This is a genomic window from Sporosarcina sp. SAFN-015 (genome assembly GCF_051966875.1).
GTDB lineage: Bacteria > Bacillota > Bacilli > Bacillales_A > Planococcaceae > Sporosarcina.
Genome location: NZ_JBQCKP010000002.1, coordinates 347,547 through 366,860, shown reverse-complemented (window position 1 = coordinate 366,860; position 19,314 = coordinate 347,547). Strand labels below are relative to the sequence as shown.

Genomic DNA, 19,314 nt, shown 5'->3' with positions numbered 1-19,314 from the left:
CGTAATCTCTCTTTCATCTAGTATACATTATTTTGAATTAAAAAAAGATACTGAACGGTATGATTCCGTCCAGCATCTGCATTTTGTCTTATCGCTCTTTCCGATAGAACAGCCGGGTTATTAGTAGAAGATAAATGAAGGAATAGAAGACAACCCAAGCGGCATCCATCCAAAAGTTTTTACCGATCGATAACGCTTCGTCTGTGAAATGACGAAGAATTTGCGACACGGGCGGAAAAGGTAGCAGCAACCATTTAAAGATATTCGCTTTCTCGATAATGCCTTCTTGGGCAATCGAAATAGCGATAACTAGCATCACCGATAGCCAGGCGAATCTCTTGGATTCCACTTTACTATTGGAAAAAAACGAACCGACTATAATACCGAAAGCCGCAAAAAAAAGGTGTCCATAAATCGCTAGGCTTATGTGAACAAGCTGAGGTGTCTCTTTAAAACTGTTTATTAGCAACGGATAAACAATCGCTATGAATTCTAAAATAGACGCAATAAGAAAGCAAACAACCCATTTCCCCCATAAATAATCTTTTTTGCTAGGCAGTTGCACAAAAAGTAAATTCTTTTCACTTTCCCCTTCCAAAGCAAAGACATTCATTGCCACCCATGTCATGACTAAGTATAGCGAGATGCACGTGACTGCATAGCTGCTCATGATCGGAACACCACTATATGTATAGAAAAGAATGATCCAGCCGATGAATATTGTGAGCGGAGGTATGAATGTCAACGATCGAATATAACTGCTGAATTGATAGCGAATGAACCCCGAAACCATTACGTCAACTCCCTCACATCTAAAATGGAACAATTTTTCCGCAACAGTTCTCGCAGTACGTGATCACTTGCATCCCCTTCGACTGTGAAGACTGCAATCTTTCCATCGAAGTGCAATTGACTGACAGGAAGGTCATTCAAATCTTCCCTCATACGGCAATTAACGCTAATCCTCTTTTTCGGTACTGTTTTCCCGATTTGAAGCGTGATTTGCCCGGTTTCAATCTGTAAAACTTCCTTTGCTAAATTAGTAACGAGTGTATCCTCATGAGAAGTGAAAATGATTGGGATTTGTTCTTCTTTCAGCAATTGTATGAGGACCTGCTGTGATTCTGCGTCCAACCCTGTAAGAGGTTCATCCAATAATAGAAGATCTGGTTTCGTAATGAGAGCCTGAATAATGCCTACCTTTTGCCTTGTTCCTTTTGAACACGCTTTAAGTGAAGTATGGAGAAACGGTTCTAGACTGAACAACCCAGCCAACTTCAATAGTTCTTGTTCAATAGAAACTTTCGAGCCACCTTGAAAAGATGAAGTCAACAACAAATACTCTTTCACTCTGAATCGCAGGCTCTCCGGAAAATGCTCAGGCACATACCCGATTTTTTGAGCACTTCCTATTATTTTTCCGCTGGAAGGTTCAGTAATCCCGGCCAGCATTTTAAGCAAAGTGCTTTTTCCCGACCCGTTTTTTCCGCGAATTAATAACCTCGTATCAGCGGAGCATCCAAACGAGATATTTTGCAGGATGGGTCTTCCTTCTATTTCCTTACTAACTTGAACAGCTTCTAAAATGAGAGACATATGCACTCATCCCCTTTGCTTTAGCGCTTAGTCATTTAGCAAAAGTATACAGCATTTGGAAATGGATGGTCTACGTTCACTTTGTTCGACAGACTAATGAAAAAAGGTGCTGAACAGAAACAATCTGTCCAGCACCTTATTATTATGCAGTTCCTAATTCTACGCCAAGTTCCTTCAAATACTGTCTATAAGCGATGCTCATCCGATCGCATACTAACGATAGTTCAACTTGCAAGTCAAGAGGTAGTTCTTCTGGCTTTTGATTTTCCACGATCGGCTTGTCTTGCGCAAAAATCTCATCTTGGAATGTAATGATCGCTTCATCTGAAAGACCTGTTTCATAATTGAAAGACAAGATGCCATATGCCACTGAGCGTTCTTCATCAATCGGGCGAACAGTCAATAATATCGTCATCAATGTATCGTTTTCTTTGTCCCTTTTCGTGAAGCTGACCGTGAATGGACGATGGATTTCATATGTGTAATAAACGTATTTCGGAATACCCGAACCATCTGGGTCTGGTTGGAAAATTGCAATTTCATCCGAAAAGATACGATCCCCTTCTCTATTCACTTTGTAATCCATTACTTCACGATGCGTTTCCGTTCCCAATGCGCCGACATGCACAACAGCAAGATGGCCGACATCGAGGAAGTTTTCAATAATTCGCGGCGGTTTCGCAACAACTTCTTGCGGTCCCCAAATGACGTTATGGTAACTATTATCTGCCATTGGTTTGTAGTCGAAAATCTCCGGTTCATTCCCCGCGAAGTTCACCCAAATGAGGCCATACTTCTCGATGCAGCTATACGACGATGCTTTCGCTTTTTTCGGGATCGCTCTTCCTTCAGGCAATTGTGGAATGTGTACACAAGCGCCTGAATCATCATACTCCCAAGCGTGATACGGGCAGACGAGACAATCATTCTTCACTTCGCCAAGCGATAAAGCCGCCCCTCGATGGATACATAAATCTTTGAACGCATGGACACCTTTGCTGTTTCGGAAAATGGCGAGCCTCTCCCCCATTAAAATGACTTGGATCGGCTTTTCTTTTACATCCGTCGAACGACAAGCGACAATCCAATCTTCCAGCAATACTTGATCTTCTACCATTTCAACTTCCTCCCGACTTGTTATCGTATGTTCATTTTACTCAATAAAATATAGGTACGTCAACATAAAATACGAACGTATAATAATAACCAACTAAAATAGTTCGGTTTTTTATATACAAAAGTCATTTTTTCAACTATAATTCAACTAAACCAATCCAACACACGAAAGTGGGGAAATGAATTGTGGAAAAGAATGATAGGAACGGAATTATAATTGGAGTAAATGATAAAGTGCGTGCACCAAAAGCATTAATCCTAGGATTACAGCATGTGCTTGCAATGGATTTATACATTGCTCCTATCATTATTGCAGGGCTGCTATCATTAACTATCGAAAATACAGCATTTTTCATTCAGATGTGCTTTTTAGCGACAGGAATCGCGACGTTGATCCAAACAGGGGCTGGCATTAAAATGCCTGTCGTTCAAGGACCTTCTTATGTGCCGATTGGTGCTATCGCGGCAATCGGCGGGAAGCTGGGGCTTGGAGCCATTGCAGGGAGCTTGATACCCGGGGCAATTTTGATCGCTTTAATCGGCTATCCGCTAAAATGGTTTGCTAAGGCAGTGAGAAAAGTAATTCCTCCTTTAGTCGGCGGAACAGTTATTATTATTGTTGGCATCGCACTTATGCCTGTCGGCTTGAATAATATCTTTATTGCGGAAGGAAATATTGGTGACAACATTATCATTGCCTCAGTATCCGCAGCAATCGTCATCATTTGCATGTTGCTCGGACGCCGATTAGGAGGATTAGGCACATTCTTCCGCCTCGTTTCGGTGTTGCTTGCCATTTTAGGCGGAATTATAACAGCAAGCTTCTTTGGTACAGTCGACTTCAGTCCGGTGAAGGAAGCGGCATGGTTTTCATTGCCATCACTGCTCCCTTTCGGAAAACCGATATTTGACGTAGGCGCTATCATTTCCATGATTTTCGTCTATTTGATCATCTTAATTGAAACGACAGGAACATGGTTTGTCGTTTCCTCCGTCACGGGAGAAGAGTTGGATGAAAAACGTCTGAACCGCGCTTCCGTCGGTGAAGGGTTAGGTTGTTTCGCAGGTGCACTCGTCGGCAGCACGCCGATGACGGGCTATTCCTCAAATGCAGGGCTGCTTGCCATTACAGGTGTAGCAAGCCGTACGGTCATTATGGTAAGCGGCGGCATTTTAGTCTGCCTTGGACTCATCCCAAAACTATCAACAGCAATCACTTGCATACCAGAACCTGTCATTAACGGCATTTTTGGTATCGTCTGCGTAGCAATCGTTACGAACGGCATGAAAGTTATTCAGCCAATTATTATCGACGACCGCAATATGATGGTGATCGGCATTCCAATTTTATTAACAATCGCAGTGACCGTCTTGCCGAAAGAAGTACTCGCAACTGTACCAGATTGGGCGAACTATATTTTGTCCTCAGGCATTACAGTCGGCGCGATGGCGACTGTGCTGTTGAACTTGATTATTCCGCCGAATAAGGCGAAAGAGTAGAATAGGAAAACCGGCGAAGGACAATGATGTCCTTTCGCCGGTTTTTGGTATGTGTTGGATTTTTCTATTGGTGCGCGGCGGATCGCTTTGGACGCGTAACCTTCGACTTTGGACGCCCGGCAGCCCGCTTTGGACGCGGAACCTTTGACTTTAGACGCGCGACGACTCGCTTTGGACGTGGAACCCTTGACTTTGGACGCGCGACGATTCGCTTTGGACGCGGTAACCTTGACTTTGGACGCGGAACCTTTGACTTTGGACGCGCGACGACTCGCTTTGGACGCGGCACCCTGGACTTTGAACGCCCGGCAGCCCGCTTTGGACGCGGTACTCTTGACTTTGGGCGCGCGGCGGATCGTTCTAAACGCGATTGCCCTAAGCAAGATTACTCTAGGATATCGCTTACTCTTCCGACTTGCCCGTCTTCCAGCCGTACTTTAATACCATGTGGGTGGAAGCTCGAGTTCGTCAATAAATCCTTGACGATGCCTTCCGTCTTTACACCGGTACGCTGGTCCTTTTTTAGAATAACAGCGACTTTCAATCCCGGCTTCACATCACTTCGATTACGTCCATCCATCTTTACGCTTCCTCTCTCTTTTGAAAAATACTTTGAACAACATGGGCTTGCCCTTTTCGAATGAATTGCCCTCATTCTATCATAATGCACTTAAAACATTATCGACTTTCGCTCTATCTTTGCAAACCTTAAAGCCTTACTTCCATGGCTTGACAGTTTACCACCGATGCACAACCATTTACCATCGATGCTCGATACTTTACCACCGCTTCTCATCACTTTACCACCGTTTCTTCATACTTCTTCAACTTTCATTTCAATAAAAGTACCTAACATGAAATTTTCTCGTAAGTAAACCCGTTATACTATATGAAACACCAAAAGACATGCGCATGTCCGTTTCAGTTAGGAGGTCACCATGGAACAGGAACAGCTTTGGGTACAGCAAGTGTTAGCGGGCGACAAACAAGCCTATGCACATATTATTAACAAATATAAAAATCAACTGTATGCGACCATTTTACGTATGACGAAAAATCCGCAAGACGCACAAGATTTTGTTCAAGATGCGTTCATCAAAGTGTACCGTAACCTTGATAAATATGACGCCAGCGGTTCATTTTCCGGCTGGATCTACCGGGTGGCTATCAATCATTGCATGGATGAATTTCGGAAGAAACGTTATTCGATGACCCAAATCGTAATAGACGAAGAAAGAGTAGTCGAACCGAATCATCCTGAATTGGTTTTTCTGAAGAAAGAGAAAAGCCGCCAATTGGAGCGGCTGATTGCTACTTTGCCCGAAGACGAACGCCTCATCATTCTTCTCCGTTATGTGAATGAAATCAGTTACGAAGAAATCGGTGAAGTGATGGAAGTGCCTACATCGACAGTTCGCAATAAACTGCATCGGGCTAAGAAAAAGATGAGAGAAACAGTGAAACGTGAAGGAGGCTATTTTCATGAAATGTCCAATGGCGGATAAGCTATCGCAATTTGTAGATCAGTTGCTACCTAAACAGGAGATGGCAGAAATTGAAGCGCATGTACAGTCATGCAAGTCCTGCGGAAATGTTGTGAATGCATTTCGAGAGGAACTGCGCTTCATTGAAGAAACGTTGCAAACACCTACCTTGCCTGAGAATTTCACTGATCTTGTATTGGATCAGTTGGAGCCATACGGGAAATTGAAAAAACAACGAAAAGCCGTTTGGAAACGAGTAGTACTTACTGCTGCGGGTATTATTTTAGCGGTAGGCATCGGTGCAACCGTCAACCCTGCCTTTGCTCATTTTATAGGTGGACTGTTTTCTTCCGACCAAGTTGATAAAGGGTTGAATATAGCAGCGGATGCTGGTCTTACACAGCGGGTTGATTTGCAAGTTGAAGATCAGGGACTGACATTTGTTGTGGAAGACGTTATTGCCGACTCATCAAGGGTCTCTCTTTCGTATAAAGTGTTAAACAAAGGTGGAAAACCGCAAGATACGTATTTGAATGAAAACACAATTACAGCGGTTGATCAAAATGGCGAAGTATTAGACACATTAGGAACAGGCTGGCAGCAAGGAAGCGACTATGGGCTCATCGAGTTCTCTCTTCGTGATCAAGACGATATTGAGCACATGACAATTCAATTTGACCTTACAGAACTAGATGGAGTGAAAGGCAACTGGCAATTGGACGTCCCTGTCGACTTGCATGAAAACCGCAAACTGACAAAAATGGTAGACTTAACAAGTGCAAGATCTGTCCATCACGGTGTAGAAGTCGGTTTGAAGAAACTGCAAATCGCCCCTTCTTCCATGGAGTTGTTTTTCGAGACAGCTTTCACGGAAGAAGAGAGAAAAAAGTCGAAAGAGGCAATGCGCAAGTTTGAGGAGCAGTTTGGCAAAGGAAGCATGGATTCACTTATCTTAGGCAATAACTCTTCAATCGAATATCATATTGAAAATGCAGAAGGAGAAGTGATCTATACAACAGCACGTAATCCTAATTCAGACACGGCAGGCATGTTGCAAGGCTTGGGAGAGGAACTGAGTACATCAAGGGGCACTGCTTGGATCCATTCATTCGTACCGAAGAATGAAGAACAGCTGACATTTGTATTAGATGGCGTCTATAAAAAGGAACCTACAGATCTTTCATTTACATTTAATCCGAAAGACAGTAACAAGCATCCAGTTGCCTTTGACTATAAAGGAGTTCAATTAGAGATTAAAAGCGTGAAAAAACCTTTGATTGGCAAGGATCGTTCTGTCGTCATCAAAATGGAAGGCAGCGCCGACTCGCTTGATGCAGACTTAGGCAGCTATATTGCCGTTGATGACAATGGGAACAGCTACCCTGCCAACTTCAGCAGCTCCATCTTGGATAAAAAGGATAAAAACGGCCGGCACATAGCAACAATCGATTTGCGATTGGACGGTTTGGAAAAAGTGCCAGAGGAATTGACATTGTATCTTGTTTCAATGACAAGTTATTACCCTGCTGAGAAGCAATGGAGAGTCCCGTTGACTGGTGAATGAATAAATAGAACAGCTGCCTAGGTATAATAGGCAGCCGTTTTTTGTTGGGATCGTTCTAGGCTTTCGATTGAACAGCCGCCCCCCTCTACCCCCAAACCGTCAGCAGCATTCCACTCACCCTTTCATCCGTTAGGTACTCGATTTCCGCGAAGCCTTTCGACCGCGCACGTTCACCAAACTTGCGGATTATCTCTTCATCTTTAGATAGAATGTGCGTGTACACAGAATCGATTAATAGAAATGCCAGCTGGCAATCAGTGCGCATAAAGTCTTCATAGTTTTTCACTTCGACGATATTTTTTCGTATTGGGAAAGCTTTCAAGTCTGCAAATATGAGATAATGGACGTGTGTATCTATAAACTCCAAAAACTCCGGACCATCCATAACTGCTTCCGAAAAAAGCGGATCTGACAAGGCGTCGTTCTTCACCTTATACGATTCGACCGGATCGATGGACCACACCCACTTCGGGTCGACTATATCCACTAAGAGATCAGCCAACTGTTTGCCGTAAACGTTCCTTATTTGAAACTTAATACCCCTCATTCCTCTTGCCCCCCTATCTATTTAATGATTTTCCCTAATCTTACTATAAACCCGTTACCGATTTTCATAGTTTGCGTCTAAGTAAGTAACAAGTGAGGTGAATGATTTGTCGAGTGAAGCGTGGTTTGATGAATATTATGATGCCGTCTATAGTTACATCCTCATGCTCGTGAAAGATTCCCATACAGCCGAGGACTTGTCGCAAGAGACATTTATGAAGGTTATCCGGAATGAACATCAATTCAAAGGGGACTCTCTCGTCAAAACTTGGATTTTCCGTATCGCCTACACGACGACGATGAGTTATTTCAGAAAGAGGAATCCCATTACGTATTATTTTGATATGCATAACCCCAAGCACGAACGTTCATCGGAGGAAATTGTCCTTCTTAATACACAGCAAAAGCAATTTTACGAAGCGCTCAACCAACTAAAGCCAAGTTACCAGCAAGTCATTATCCTGCGGAAAATCCAAGGGTTTTCGACAAAAGAAACGTCGGCCGTCCTTAATTGGTCGGAAGGAAAAGTGAAGATGAGCCTATCGAGGGCACTTGCCGCGTTCAAAGAGGAATTAGAGAAAGGTGGTTTTACGAATGAAACACTTATCCGATGATGATATAGCGCAAGAGTTGGAGAAGCTAGGCCAACCATTTAAACCTTCCTCCCTACAGAAAGAGAAAATACACCGGAGTATCTTTACTTCAACCCACCCTAAGAAAACGTTTCGGATAAATACATTGCTCCCTACCTTCATCTCACTTATTGTTCTACTTTCAGTTAGCGTCGGATTATATGCAACCATTGGTGGTTCTGATACAAGGAATGTAACGGCTTCATGGGATGGCATGCTTTTAGAACAATCAAGTCTAACGAGTCCTACAAGATACGTTTTGGAATTCAATGGAACTTCCTTGACAATTAAAGATGACTTCCTTGGTTCAAGTTTTATATCAGGCAAAGTGGATAGGGAAGCATACTTACGTGGCTACAAAATTAAGGAGCCCTTGTTAATCCCTGGAACGTACGAAAATTACACAGTTACACAGAGGGGCGATACGTACACACTTAAGGTCGATGGCAAGACGGGGTTCACTTATCACTTCGAGAAACTTGGACCGCGAATCCTTGCCGGTGAAGACGGTGTCGAATATTCCACAAGGATTTATTTGGACACTCTTGAGGTAATCACCGATGACATAACACCCGAACGTTTGGATTACGCCCCACAGACGGAACATACATTTTTGATCGAATGGAGCATAGATTCAATGGATAGGGGTAATCATGACTTCGAATTCCATGAGCATGGGCAGCTTGTCGTTTCAACTGATTTCGAAGAGTTACAGCGGGGGCAAGCCGTTTACTATCGTATGCCTGCATCCGTCATTGCCAAAAATTCGGCCGTTCCTGACATGTATATTGGAAGAGTCGTCGGATTGCCCGGTGAAATGGTTGAAATTAAAGGCGGTCAAGTGTTTATCGACGGAAAGAGGCTTGATACGTTTTACGGGAAAGCAACCAGGCGCGGCGCAGGTGAGGAAGAGTATTTCAATACGGTACCGAGGAGCGTATATAGGGATGAACAATCAACAAGGGAGTACTTCAATATGAACATGGCAGCCGTACCTGTTGAAGAAAATACGGTGTTCATTCTCGTTGATCAATGGTGGCGGGGATACGATAGCCGCGAGTATGGTCCTCTGCCGATTGGAGAGATTGAAGGAATTATTACAGGCACTGCGGAGTAATACCTTATCCAGTAAAGGCACGCGGTACATCCGTAGTGCCTTTCAGTTTGTCTTCTGTTTCTGCCACGATTTTGTCACAATCCTCCTACGCCCCATCCTATCAAGCTTTCTCGCGTCCTCCCCTCCCAAGCGACCTATCTTATCCATTGACGCAAATTAGTAGACCCCCTAAACTATGTATATTAGTTGAGGGGGTCTACTATATTGAGAGAGAAACTGGAAGAAGCGATCGAGTTGTTTCAGGAAGTGTTAATTTACGGATCCGAGCATGTTGTAAAATCGGTCAATGTCGATGTTTGGGATGAATACTCACCTGAGCAGATTCAAGTGCTGAAAATACTTTCAACGCAAGGTCCCTTATCAAATGGAAAGTTGGCCGAAATACAAGGAGTGCATAAGAGTGCAATTTCAACCCGGTTAAAGAAGTTGGTAGAAAAAGGGCTTGTTGCCTCCGATAAGGATCCGAATGATCAACGTGCGAAAATTGTTCGGTTGACCACTTCTGGAGAAGAAGTTCTCAGAAAGTCCGACGAAGCCGTCTATGAAAGCATTGAAAAGCTGTTCGTCGGAAAAGTAGAGGAACATGAAATTGATACGTTCGTTAACACGTTTCGGAAATTAAAAGATATTTTACATATGAAAGGAATGTAAGTATGAAACATGTGCTGAAATTCAAATGGCCCATTTTTATCGGGATTGTTGCGCTTACTGCGATCTTATTCATCTTGTCTCCTGACCTAGCGAAACAGGCAGAGAACGCTGGTTCGTTCCAGTTGCCGGATACGGCGGAGTCACAAAAAGCTGCAGACATACTGGAGAAAGCAGGCGCTTCGGAAGATACGATATCCCTCGTATATGCACTCGACAAGCCAGTCGATGAGGCATTAAAGAAAGATGTCTCAGCAGTGGCACAAAAAATCCAAACGATCGGGAAACCGGTGAAGGATGTACTCGATCCGTTTGAAAGTGAAGATATGGAGAAACAGCTCGTTTCGGAGGATAAGAAAACGATCCTCGTTCCAGTTACAGTGGACGGAACTCAGGAAGAAATTATTGAGCTTGCGGATAAAATCCATGCAGACATTCTGCCTAAAGATGAAACAGTCTATTTGACAGGTGAAGCAATCATTAACAATGACGTTAATATTAGCGCGCAGGAAGGGTTGAAAAAGACGGAATTGATTACAGTCGTTCTGATCTTTGCTTTGTTACTGATTGTATTCCGCTCGATCGTGACACCTTTCGTTCCACTATTGGCAGTTGGAATTTCGTATTTGCTCAGCCAATCATTTGTTGCGTTTTTCATCGATTGGTTCGGCTTTCCTGTTTCAAACTATACGCAGATCTTCCTCGTGGCGATTCTGTTCGGCTTAGGAACCGACTATTGTATTCTCTTGTTAAGCCGCTATAAAGAGGAATTGCTAGAAGGTCACGCCGTGGAAGACGCGGTTATTAACACATACAAAACAGCAGGCCGCACGCTATTCATCAGTGCCGCTGCAGTATTCATCGGATTTGCAGCGATCGGATTCGCAGACTTCCCTATTTTCAAATCAGCAGTCGCCGTTGCAGTCGGGATAGCTGTTCTACTACTCATTCTTTACACGGTCGTTCCGTTATTTATGGTTTTATTGAAAGATAAATTGTTCTGGCCTTCCAAAGGCGCTGCATCGCATAAAGACAGTAAAGTATGGATTGCGTTCAGCAAAGTGTCGGTTTCACGCCCGCTCATTTCGATGCTGATTGTTGCTGTTATTACAATTCCGCTTCTGATGACGTATGACAATGACTTGTCGTTCAACACAGTCGACGAGATCGATGACAGCAAGGAATCCGTCATGGGACTGAATCGGATTTCCGAAGCGTTCGGTGAAGGGGATTCATTGCCAGTCCAAGTCATTTTGAAAAAAGATACGAAGATTGTAAATGAACAAGATGTCACCTATTTGGAATCCATCAGCAAAGATCTCGAAAAAGTCGATGGCGTCAAAAGCGTTCGCACCATTACCCGCCCGACTGGTGAATTAATTGAAGACTTGTATGTCGATCATCAAATTGCGCTGATGGCAGATGGGTTGAATGAAGCAGTCGACGGACTTGCAGAAGTTCAAGACGGGCTACGCCAAGTGCAGGGCGGATTGAATGAAGTTACAGGAGAATTGCCTTCGGATTCAGCTTCTTCAGGAGGTGCAGGATTGCGTCAGGCTGCTGGCGGCATTAAGCAAATCAACGATCAGTTAGCACAAATTGCCGGTGGACTTGAACAAGGAATGCCTGCTGCACAAGCTGCCGGCGGTTTGAAAGCGTTAGGAACCGAGCTTGGCAAAGTTAGCAATAGCTTGTATGGCGCTGCAAATCAGTTAGACGGAGCAGGGGGTCAGATGGGCGAGCTTGCTGGTGGTTTGAAAGAGCTTGCTAATGGTGTAGATGCAGCTAACGGAGGTCTTGGCGAGATTCACGAAGGACTTTCGGAACTTGCTGATATGATGAAAGATATGGGAGACACGAAGAGCGTCCGAGATACAGGGCTGTTCATTCCAAAAGGAACGCTTGCAGAAGAAGAGTTCGAACCTGTCATTGACCGGTATACGATTGATGAGCAAACGGGCATCATCCTTGAAGTCATTCTCGAACAGGATCCATATTCCCGCGAAGCAATCGGGACAGTGGAGGATATCGAAAACACGATTCACAGGTCTGTCATCGGAACTCCTTTCGAAGAAGCGAATATTGCATTCAGCGGGATTTCCGTCATGAATGCCGATTTGAATGATATTTCAACGAAGGACTTTACACGGACTGTGACGATCATGCTCGTCGGCTTGTTCGTCGTGCTGTTCATCCTGTTCCGTTCGGCAATCATGCCAGCGTATATGATTGGTTCATTGTTGCTCACTTATTATACATCGGTGTCCATTACAGAGCTCATCTTCGTCAACGGTCTCGGATATGACGGCATTAGCTGGGCAGTTCCGTTCTTCGGCTTCATTATGCTGATTGCGTTAGGCGTCGACTATTCGATCTTCCTGCTCGACCGGTTCCGTGAAGAGAGCATAAACGGGAAGAATGTCCGGGACGCTTTAGTTACTTCCATGGCGAAAATGGGGACGGTCATCATTACTGCAGCGATCATTTTGGCAGGTACATTCGGTGCGATGATGCCATCCGGCGTATTGAGCCTCGTGCAAATCGCGACGATTGTTATTACCGGATTGCTGTTATACGGTTTGATTATCTTGCCGTTGCTTATTCCGGCAATTACTGTATCGTTTGGCCGTGGAGTTTGGTGGCCGTTTAGAGGATAAATATAAACAGAGCAGGAAGGGGAAGGTGCCTTTCTGCTCCGTTTTCTAATTTTTCATCCGTGATCAAGCAATTTCTGTGCGCTAAACAATTCTTCTTTCCAGCCAATCTTCCCTCGTCAATTTCATATTAATCGAATCAATCCATTGTCCTTCAAACTCCAAATCATTTTTATCGATACTTACCTGCACAAAGCCTAACTTTTCATACACATGTTTCGCCCTTGGATTAAAGTCAAACACACTTAAGGTCAGTTCGTAAAGTGTCGTATTTGTAAATATGTATTCAATGATAAGTTGTATTGCTTCTGTTCCGAATCCTCGATTCCTTCCTCTTGGTCCAATTAGGATCCTGAAATTCATGCTATGATTCTGTTCATCATATAAATTGATCACAGCCTCTCCCACTAAGTTTCCTTGAGATTGGTCAACAATCGCAAGATCCAGGCGATCCGTTTGTGCATTTCTTGTGTTGTACCACTGAAGAGTTTTATCCCAATCAAAATCTGAACTGCTTCCTGTCAATTTTAGTACCTCTGGATCTAGCAAGCATTCTTTAATATAGGGGAAGTCTTCATCTTTAAAAGGTCTGAGTATAACTTTTTCCCCTTGTAGTAGTGGTTTGTGACTTAAATCGATCATTTATTCTCACTCCATTAATTGAAAAATTCCATGCCTAACATTGTTTTCAACCTTAGCAAGCATCAATTACTATATCAGCCTGAGCAAGTTCGTTTTCCCAAGTGTGTCAATCACTGTGCCTTTTCTTCGAGAGTCGATGTGATGGCTTCATTTTTAACCTCTAGAATATATTCCTTCAATACATAACCTCGGCCACCGTTCTTTGCGTACCAGTCCTTCACACGCTCCACATGAGCATGATCATTTCTTATCTTAGTTTCAATTTCCACATAATCCTCATAACTGTCATATTCCCAAATAGCAAAAATCTCGACAGTATCGTCTTCATTTTCCTTCATCCAACGACCAATTAACCTGGACCCGTGTTTTAACTGGTTAGGCAAGTTGGTTTTATTGAAATGTTCATTAAAGATTTCGACAAACTCTTTTTTCACAGTATAAAACTTTTTTCTATAAAACATAAGATCCCCCCACATGCTGAAAAGAAGATAACAGACGATTAACATCATGTTATCTTCCTTCCAAAAATACTTTTGTTATTTCCGATACATAACTTCCCCTGCCACTACTGTCATCTCAACAGCCGTTTCAAGAATCTCCTCTTCATCCACTTCAAACAAATCCCTATCCAACACTGTAAAATCCGCATCAAAACCGACACCTAACTTACCTCGTGAATCTGCTTTGCCAATTGTAGCAGCGCTGCCTGATGTGAATAAACTCACCGCCTCGAACATGCTCAACTTTTCTTGAGGCAAATACCCTTCATGCGCCTCACCCGGCTTCCTTCTTGTCACCGCTGCATAAATGCCAAGCAACGGATCAACCTCTTCGATCGGCGCATCCGACCCTGCCCCGCAAATGAATCCTTCGTCAATCAACCGCTTCCATGCATACGCCCAATCCAATCGGTCTTCCCCTAACTTTTCCATCACCCACGGAAAATCGGACGATACGAATACTGGCTGGATATCCAAAACGACAGGAAGTTTCTTCATTCGTTCCACTAAATCATCACGTAGCACATTCACATGGATAAGCCGGTCCCGCTTCCCTTCCGGCACTGGATGGCGCTCAATTGCGTCCAATCCTTTTTCAACCGCCCCGTCCCCGATCATATGCATCGCAACAGCCTGCCCATATTTCCGTGCAGTAGCCACATGTTCATCGATCTCCTTATCTGTCAACACTGCTGTGCCCGAAGTAGATGGATCATTCGCATATGGTCCCCCTAACAAAGCTGTGCTTCCACCAAGCGATCCATCGATGAAGAACTTCATTTCTCCCGGTTCGATCCACGGCTCATCATACGTTGCTTCGTCTTCCATCAATTGCGTAAATACCGTCGATCTCCGCAATAAATGCGCACGAAACTTTTTCTTTTCCCCTATGACATTTCTGAACGCTTGCAACGGATTTCGATAATCACCGTAATAGCCTAAGTCATCCGTCACTGCACCGGTCAATCCAAGCGACAGCAAATCATCGACCGATTTCTCAAGCGCTTTTGTCAGCATCTCCTCGGTCGGCTCTGGAATAAGCTGCAGCATCCGATCCATCGGACCTTCCTTCAATACGCCAGTCGGCTCTCCATTTTCATCCCGCTCAATGACCCCATCATCCGGATCTGGTGTATCTTTCGTAATACCTGCGAGTTCAAGTGCTTTTGAATTGGCAATAGCCGCATGCCTGCACGTCCGTTTCAGAAACATCGGCGAATCAGTCACTTTGTCTAATTCGTGGCGAGTGAAAATCTTTTTATCCGCAAAATTGTTCTCATTCCATCCTTCACCAATGAACCACTCGTCCGCTTTCAAATCAGGATAAGCGTTCATGAGCATATCCATCATGTCATCAGCGGACTTCGCCTTCGACAAATCCAGACTAAGCAGCTTCTGACCGTGCCCGATTATATGCATATGATTGTCGATGAACCCAGGGTAGAGTACCGCTCCATTAAGGTCGATTTCGTTATTCGCTTCACCTTTTAATTCATGATAATCGCCTACCGCGATAATTTTACCGTTTTCCGTCAGCAACGCCTCGACGGTTTCTCCTTCCTTTTCCATCGTATACAATTTGCCATTGTGCCAAATCGTTTTCATTCATATTCCCCCTTTTCTTTCCTTAATTCTAAACTTTCATGCAACGTTGGGCAATCTAATTCGAATGAATGCTATAATGGAACCATCATTTCAGGGAGGGATTTTTTATGAGATTAACGGTTTATCTTGCAGGGGAAATCCATACATCTTGGCGCGAAGAAGTGAAACAGAAAGTTGCTGCTTTAAACTTGCCGATTGACTTCGTCGGCCCGATGGAAGACCACGATCGCTCAGATAATATCGGTGAAGAGATTTTAGGCAAACAGCCGAATGCGATTTTTAAAGACGCAGCCGCTTCTAGCTTTAACAATTTACGGACAGAACTATTAATGAAGAAAGCCGATCTTGTTATCGCTCTATTCGGTGAGCAATACAAGCAATGGAACACGGCAATGGATGCGAGTGCTGCAGTCGCATACGGCAAGCCGCTTATCCTTATCCGTTCCGAACAGCATCATCATCCGTTAAAAGAGCTATCACGCAAAGCACATGCCACTGTCGAAACCGTCGACCAAGCCGTGAAGGCATTGCATTATATTTTTGAATGAAATGAAAGGCTATCCGAGTCGGGGATGGCCTTTTTCATTTACAAAATCTTTACATCGCCTTCATACTCACTCAATAATCCTCCCGTACACTATACGTAAGCCTCAATCCAACTAGGAGGATTTCAAATGACAATTTCACTTCATGAACGTATAAAGGAAAAACCATTATCAGTCGTACGAAATGAAAGCTGGCGGAAGCCGATTTATGAAACGAACGGCTTGAATCTCTGGTACGGCACGTCGCATGCTTTAAAGAATATAGACTTGGCAATTAATGAACGCGAAGTTACAGCTATCATTGGCCCATCAGGTTGTGGCAAATCTACATTCATAAAAACATTGAATCGGATGGTGGAAACAGCAGCCGATGTCTCCATCTCAGGAAATGTAACTTTCAAAGGGAATAATATTTTAGGCAAGGCGATGCCTGTCGAAATTCTCCGTTCGAAAGTCGGCATGGTATTCCAAAAGCCGAACCCTTTCCCAAAATCAATTTATGAAAACGTCGCTTTCGGACCAAGAGTCCACGGCATCCGCAACAAGGCGATGCTCGACGTCATCGTGGAAGAGAGTTTACGGAAAGCAGCATTATGGGACGAAGTAAAAGACAGGTTGCATAAGAGCGCATACGGTCTTTCCGGCGGACAGCAGCAACGGCTATGTATCGCTAGATGTCTCGCCATCGATCCTGAAGTGATTTTGATGGACGAACCGACCTCGGCACTCGATCCAGTATCTACACATAAGATCGAAGAATTGATCCGTTCTATTAAGAATGATGTTACAATCGCCATCGTCACACATAATATGCAGCAAGCTTCACGTATTTCCGACCGTACTGCATTTTTCCTCAATGGCGAAGTGGTTGAACATGACCGCACGACGACTATCTTCAACAATCCTTCAGATAAGATGACAGAAGACTATATTAACGGCCGATTCGGTTAAACTTTACGATATAGAAACCCGCTTATTAAAAGCGGGTTTTTATTTTTTCATTTAAAATCAATTTACAATACATTTACACTTTTACAATACTCACTTAACAAACAGCCGTTATGATTTAGTTGTGAGGGAGATTCCTTCATCTACATTAGAACATAACTCAGGGGAGGATTTATCAATGAAGTTCAACAAGTTTCTTTTATTCATGGTCATGGCTGCGTTTGCAGTTGTCCTTGCAGCATGCGGCAAAGATGATGACAACACAGATTCAGGCAGCGGCAAAGCTTCCGCGCAAGGATCTTCTGGCGAAGAGCTGGAAGGCAGCGTTGCAATCGACGGTTCCGGAACAGTATACCCGCTCATGGCTCGTCTTGCTGAGGAGTACATGGTGAACGAACAAGAGAACGTCTCTGTTGAAGTGAGCCGTGCAGGTACAAGTGCAGGCTTCAAGAAATTCCTCGTTGAAAATGGTACAGACTTCAACGATGCTTCCCGACAAATCAAAGACGAAGAAGCTGCAGAAGCGGATAAGCTCGGTATTGAAGTAAAAGAATTGAAAGTTGCTTTGGACGGTCTTACTTTCGTCATCAATAAAGATAATGATTGGGCGACAGAAATGACGCCTGAACAATTAATTAGCATTTTCCTTGCAGATAGCACTGTTGAAAACTGGTCTGACATTAATCCAGATTGGCCGAATGAAAAGATCAATGCTATGGGACCGAATGAAAACCACGGAACATATGAGTTCTTCTATGAAAGCATTCTTGATAAGCAAGATATGGATAGCTCAGTCAACTTACAGCAAGAATATTCGACACTTGTAAACCTCGTTTCTGAAGATAAAAACGGTATCGCGTTCTTCGGATTCGGCTACTACGTCAATAACCAAGATAAGTTGAACGCTGTCGCGGTCGACTTCGGAAATGGTCCAGTAGAGCCGGCATTAGATACGATTGCTGAAGACGGAGCTTACGCGGACTTCACTCGCCCGGTCTTCACATACTTGAATGTGAACCATGCAAAAGAAAAACCGCAAGTAAAAGATTTTGCAATTTACGTTATGAACAATATTAATACTTTCGCTGGTGAAACAGGCTTTGCACCAATTCCAGAATCTGAAGTAAAAGAAAACGTCAGCTTCCTCGAAGGCCTGTAAGCAACAAAAGCGCAAGCGCCTAGGCTATTGAGTCTAGACGAGAAAAGGATGAGGGCTGCCTGCAGTCTTCATCCTCTTGCATCTTACCGGAAGGAGTTTCAATAATGATAAATCATGAATTTCCAAAAGCAGATAAAGTGAATATTAGAGACATGATCGACCAAAATCAGCGCAGCAATTCAATCAGAAGAAGAATCGAAAAGCTAATTCCCATCTTCCTCACATTGATCGCTTCCATATCTGTCCTGACGACAATCGGCATCATTTGGACACTGTTATCCGAAACGGTGGAGTTTTTTAAACGGGTGCCATTCCTCGATTTCTTTACGGGCACTGTCTTGAGACCACTAAGCCAGAACCCTGAGTTTGGACTGCTCCCTTTATTGATGGGTACTTTAACTTCGTCTTTAATAGCAATGGCTGTAGCCGCACCAATCGGGTTGATGGCCGCCATTTACTTGAGTGAATATGCGTCTCCGAAAGTTAGAAAAGTCGTCAAACCGGTGCTTGAGCTGCTGGCAGGCGTACCGACAATCGTCTATGGCTTTTTCGCCTTCACTTTTGTGACGCCACTTTTGCGTGAATTCATTCCAAGCCTTCAAGCGACGAATATTCTTAGTCCAGGTTTAGTCATGGGTGTCATGATCATCCCGATGATTGCTTCCCTATCCGAAGATGCAATGAGCTCCGTTCCAAACGCAATGCGTGAAGGAGCGGCAGGATTAGGCGCCACAAAGCTTGAAATAACTCGCAAAGTTGTCATACCTGCTGCTTTATCCGGCATCATCGCTTCGTTTGTCCTTGGAATATCACGAGCTATTGGAGAAACAATGATTGTGACAATTGCGAGCGGCAGTACGAAAAACTTCACTTTTGACATTACACAGTCGATGCAGACGATGACCGCTTATATTGTAGAGGTAACGGGCGGAGATGCTCCTGCTGGGTCAACAGTTTACTATAGCTTATACGCAGTGGCGATGACGCTATTCGTTTTCACACTCATTATGAACCTTCTTGCAAGGGCTGTTTCCAAGAAGTTCAGGGAGGAATACTAA

The 19,314-nt window shown here is 43.8% G+C and carries 19 protein-coding genes; 11 read left to right on the top strand and 8 right to left on the bottom strand.

Going from position 1 to position 19,314, the window contains the following annotated elements; all coding sequences use genetic code 11:
• Window positions 1–88: 88 nt before the first annotated feature.
• The 3 genes from ACTHPA_RS04890 to ACTHPA_RS04880 all read right to left on the bottom strand — a co-directional run bounded on the left by ACTHPA_RS04890 (window position 89) and on the right by ACTHPA_RS04880 (window position 2,713).
• On the bottom strand, window positions 89–793 hold the full coding sequence (locus ACTHPA_RS04890; protein ID WP_440499040.1) for a hypothetical protein: 705 nt from the start codon (window positions 791–793) through the stop codon (window positions 89–91).
• On the bottom strand, window positions 793–1,596 hold the full coding sequence (locus ACTHPA_RS04885; protein ID WP_440499039.1) for an ATP-binding cassette domain-containing protein: 804 nt from the start codon (window positions 1,594–1,596) through the stop codon (window positions 793–795). Before ACTHPA_RS04885 ends, ACTHPA_RS04890 begins: the two co-directional genes overlap by 1 nt.
• Window positions 1,597–1,738: 142 nt before the next feature.
• A complete protein-coding gene (locus tag ACTHPA_RS04880) occupies window positions 1,739–2,713 on the bottom strand; it encodes a Rieske 2Fe-2S domain-containing protein (protein WP_440499038.1) in 975 nt (324 codons plus the stop codon).
• A 182-nt stretch (window positions 2,714–2,895) separates the two neighbouring features.
• Between ACTHPA_RS04880 and ACTHPA_RS04875 the strand changes: the two genes are divergently transcribed.
• Window positions 2,896–4,212, top strand: coding sequence for a solute carrier family 23 protein (locus tag ACTHPA_RS04875; RefSeq protein ID WP_440499211.1), 1,317 nt, complete (start codon window positions 2,896–2,898; stop codon window positions 4,210–4,212).
• A gap of 385 nt (window positions 4,213–4,597) precedes the next feature.
• Here the strand turns inward: ACTHPA_RS04875 and ACTHPA_RS04870 are convergent, their stop codons facing one another.
• Window positions 4,598–4,792, bottom strand: a complete 195-nt coding sequence (locus tag ACTHPA_RS04870; protein ID WP_440499037.1) for a YwbE family protein — start codon at window positions 4,790–4,792, stop codon at window positions 4,598–4,600.
• A 358-nt stretch (window positions 4,793–5,150) separates the two neighbouring features.
• On the opposite strand from ACTHPA_RS04870, the gene ACTHPA_RS04865 reads away from it, so the two are divergent.
• Window positions 5,151–5,717 carry an RNA polymerase sigma factor gene (locus ACTHPA_RS04865; protein ID WP_440499036.1) on the top strand — a complete coding sequence of 189 codons (567 nt, stop codon included), beginning with the start codon at window positions 5,151–5,153 and terminating at the stop codon, window positions 5,715–5,717.
• On the top strand, window positions 5,695–7,260 hold the full coding sequence (locus tag ACTHPA_RS04860; RefSeq protein ID WP_440499035.1) for a DUF4179 domain-containing protein: 1,566 nt from the start codon (window positions 5,695–5,697) through the stop codon (window positions 7,258–7,260). Before ACTHPA_RS04865 ends, ACTHPA_RS04860 begins: the two co-directional genes overlap by 23 nt.
• 85 nt (window positions 7,261–7,345) lie before the next feature.
• Here the strand turns inward: ACTHPA_RS04860 and ACTHPA_RS04855 are convergent, their stop codons facing one another.
• The gene (locus ACTHPA_RS04855; protein ID WP_440499034.1) at window positions 7,346–7,807 is read right to left on the bottom strand and encodes a DUF2691 family protein; all 462 of its coding nucleotides are present in this window, start codon (window positions 7,805–7,807) and stop codon (window positions 7,346–7,348) included.
• Window positions 7,808–7,904: 97 nt separating this feature from the next.
• Between ACTHPA_RS04855 and ACTHPA_RS04850 the strand changes: the two genes are divergently transcribed.
• The 4 genes from ACTHPA_RS04850 to ACTHPA_RS04835 all read left to right on the top strand — a co-directional run bounded on the left by ACTHPA_RS04850 (window position 7,905) and on the right by ACTHPA_RS04835 (window position 12,860).
• Entirely contained in the window at window positions 7,905–8,420 is a 516-nt protein-coding gene (locus ACTHPA_RS04850; RefSeq protein WP_440499033.1) for an RNA polymerase sigma factor, read from the top strand.
• Window positions 8,401–9,555: a signal peptidase I gene (lepB, locus tag ACTHPA_RS04845; RefSeq protein WP_440499032.1), complete on the top strand. Its 1,155-nt coding sequence runs from the start codon at window positions 8,401–8,403 to the stop codon at window positions 9,553–9,555. The genes ACTHPA_RS04850 and lepB overlap by 20 nt, the downstream gene beginning before the upstream one ends.
• A gap of 204 nt (window positions 9,556–9,759) precedes the next feature.
• A complete protein-coding gene (locus ACTHPA_RS04840; RefSeq protein WP_440499031.1) occupies window positions 9,760–10,206 on the top strand; it encodes a MarR family winged helix-turn-helix transcriptional regulator in 447 nt (148 codons plus the stop codon).
• Between the two features lie 2 nt (window positions 10,207–10,208).
• The gene (locus tag ACTHPA_RS04835) at window positions 10,209–12,860 is read left to right on the top strand and encodes an MMPL family transporter (protein WP_440499030.1); all 2,652 of its coding nucleotides are present in this window, start codon (window positions 10,209–10,211) and stop codon (window positions 12,858–12,860) included.
• A gap of 81 nt (window positions 12,861–12,941) precedes the next feature.
• On the opposite strand, the gene ACTHPA_RS04830 is transcribed toward ACTHPA_RS04835, so the two are convergent.
• The 3 genes from ACTHPA_RS04830 to ACTHPA_RS04820 all read right to left on the bottom strand — a co-directional run bounded on the left by ACTHPA_RS04830 (window position 12,942) and on the right by ACTHPA_RS04820 (window position 15,604).
• Entirely contained in the window at window positions 12,942–13,499 is a 558-nt protein-coding gene (locus ACTHPA_RS04830; RefSeq protein WP_440499029.1) for a GNAT family N-acetyltransferase, read from the bottom strand.
• Window positions 13,500–13,609: 110 nt separating this feature from the next.
• A complete protein-coding gene (locus tag ACTHPA_RS04825; RefSeq protein ID WP_440499028.1) occupies window positions 13,610–13,960 on the bottom strand; it encodes an NIPSNAP family protein in 351 nt (116 codons plus the stop codon).
• A gap of 75 nt (window positions 13,961–14,035) precedes the next feature.
• Window positions 14,036–15,604: an amidohydrolase gene (locus ACTHPA_RS04820; protein WP_440499027.1), complete on the bottom strand. Its 1,569-nt coding sequence runs from the start codon at window positions 15,602–15,604 to the stop codon at window positions 14,036–14,038.
• Between the two features lie 107 nt (window positions 15,605–15,711).
• On the opposite strand from ACTHPA_RS04820, the gene ACTHPA_RS04815 reads away from it, so the two are divergent.
• The 4 genes from ACTHPA_RS04815 (at window position 15,712) to pstC (ending at window position 19,314) form a co-directional block, all read left to right on the top strand.
• The gene (locus ACTHPA_RS04815; RefSeq protein ID WP_381441689.1) at window positions 15,712–16,152 is read left to right on the top strand and encodes a YtoQ family protein; all 441 of its coding nucleotides are present in this window, start codon (window positions 15,712–15,714) and stop codon (window positions 16,150–16,152) included.
• Between the two features lie 126 nt (window positions 16,153–16,278).
• Entirely contained in the window at window positions 16,279–17,100 is an 822-nt protein-coding gene (pstB, locus tag ACTHPA_RS04810; protein WP_440499026.1) for a phosphate ABC transporter ATP-binding protein PstB, read from the top strand.
• Between the two features lie 175 nt (window positions 17,101–17,275).
• Window positions 17,276–18,256 (top strand): PstS family phosphate ABC transporter substrate-binding protein, encoded by a 981-nt coding sequence (locus ACTHPA_RS04805; protein WP_440499025.1) that lies wholly within the window; start codon window positions 17,276–17,278, stop codon window positions 18,254–18,256.
• 104 nt (window positions 18,257–18,360) lie between these two features.
• Window positions 18,361–19,314, top strand: a complete 954-nt coding sequence (gene pstC, locus ACTHPA_RS04800) for a phosphate ABC transporter permease subunit PstC (RefSeq protein ID WP_440499024.1) — start codon at window positions 18,361–18,363, stop codon at window positions 19,312–19,314.

Coding starts and splice junctions, on each gene's coding strand:
- ACTHPA_RS04890 (WP_440499040.1), bottom strand. CDS start 793: ATGGTTTCGGGGTTCATTCGCTATCAATTCAGCAGTTATATTCGATCG.
- ACTHPA_RS04885 (WP_440499039.1), bottom strand. CDS start 1,596: ATGTCTCTCATTTTAGAAGCTGTTCAAGTTAGTAAGGAAATAGAAGGA.
- ACTHPA_RS04880 (WP_440499038.1), bottom strand. CDS start 2,713: ATGGTAGAAGATCAAGTATTGCTGGAAGATTGGATTGTCGCTTGTCGT.
- ACTHPA_RS04870 (WP_440499037.1), bottom strand. CDS start 4,792: ATGGATGGACGTAATCGAAGTGATGTGAAGCCGGGATTGAAAGTCGCT.
- ACTHPA_RS04865 (WP_440499036.1), top strand. CDS start 5,151: ATGGAACAGGAACAGCTTTGGGTACAGCAAGTGTTAGCGGGCGACAAA.
- ACTHPA_RS04860 (WP_440499035.1), top strand. CDS start 5,695: ATGAAATGTCCAATGGCGGATAAGCTATCGCAATTTGTAGATCAGTTG.
- ACTHPA_RS04855 (WP_440499034.1), bottom strand. CDS start 7,807: ATGAGGGGTATTAAGTTTCAAATAAGGAACGTTTACGGCAAACAGTTG.
- lepB (WP_440499032.1), top strand. CDS start 8,401: ATGAAACACTTATCCGATGATGATATAGCGCAAGAGTTGGAGAAGCTA.
- ACTHPA_RS04835 (WP_440499030.1), top strand. CDS start 10,209: ATGAAACATGTGCTGAAATTCAAATGGCCCATTTTTATCGGGATTGTT.
- ACTHPA_RS04830 (WP_440499029.1), bottom strand. CDS start 13,499: ATGATCGATTTAAGTCACAAACCACTACTACAAGGGGAAAAAGTTATA.
- ACTHPA_RS04825 (WP_440499028.1), bottom strand. CDS start 13,960: ATGTTTTATAGAAAAAAGTTTTATACTGTGAAAAAAGAGTTTGTCGAA.
- ACTHPA_RS04820 (WP_440499027.1), bottom strand. CDS start 15,604: ATGAAAACGATTTGGCACAATGGCAAATTGTATACGATGGAAAAGGAA.
- ACTHPA_RS04815 (WP_381441689.1), top strand. CDS start 15,712: ATGAGATTAACGGTTTATCTTGCAGGGGAAATCCATACATCTTGGCGC.
- pstB (WP_440499026.1), top strand. CDS start 16,279: ATGACAATTTCACTTCATGAACGTATAAAGGAAAAACCATTATCAGTC.
- ACTHPA_RS04805 (WP_440499025.1), top strand. CDS start 17,276: ATGAAGTTCAACAAGTTTCTTTTATTCATGGTCATGGCTGCGTTTGCA.
- pstC (WP_440499024.1), top strand. CDS start 18,361: ATGATAAATCATGAATTTCCAAAAGCAGATAAAGTGAATATTAGAGAC.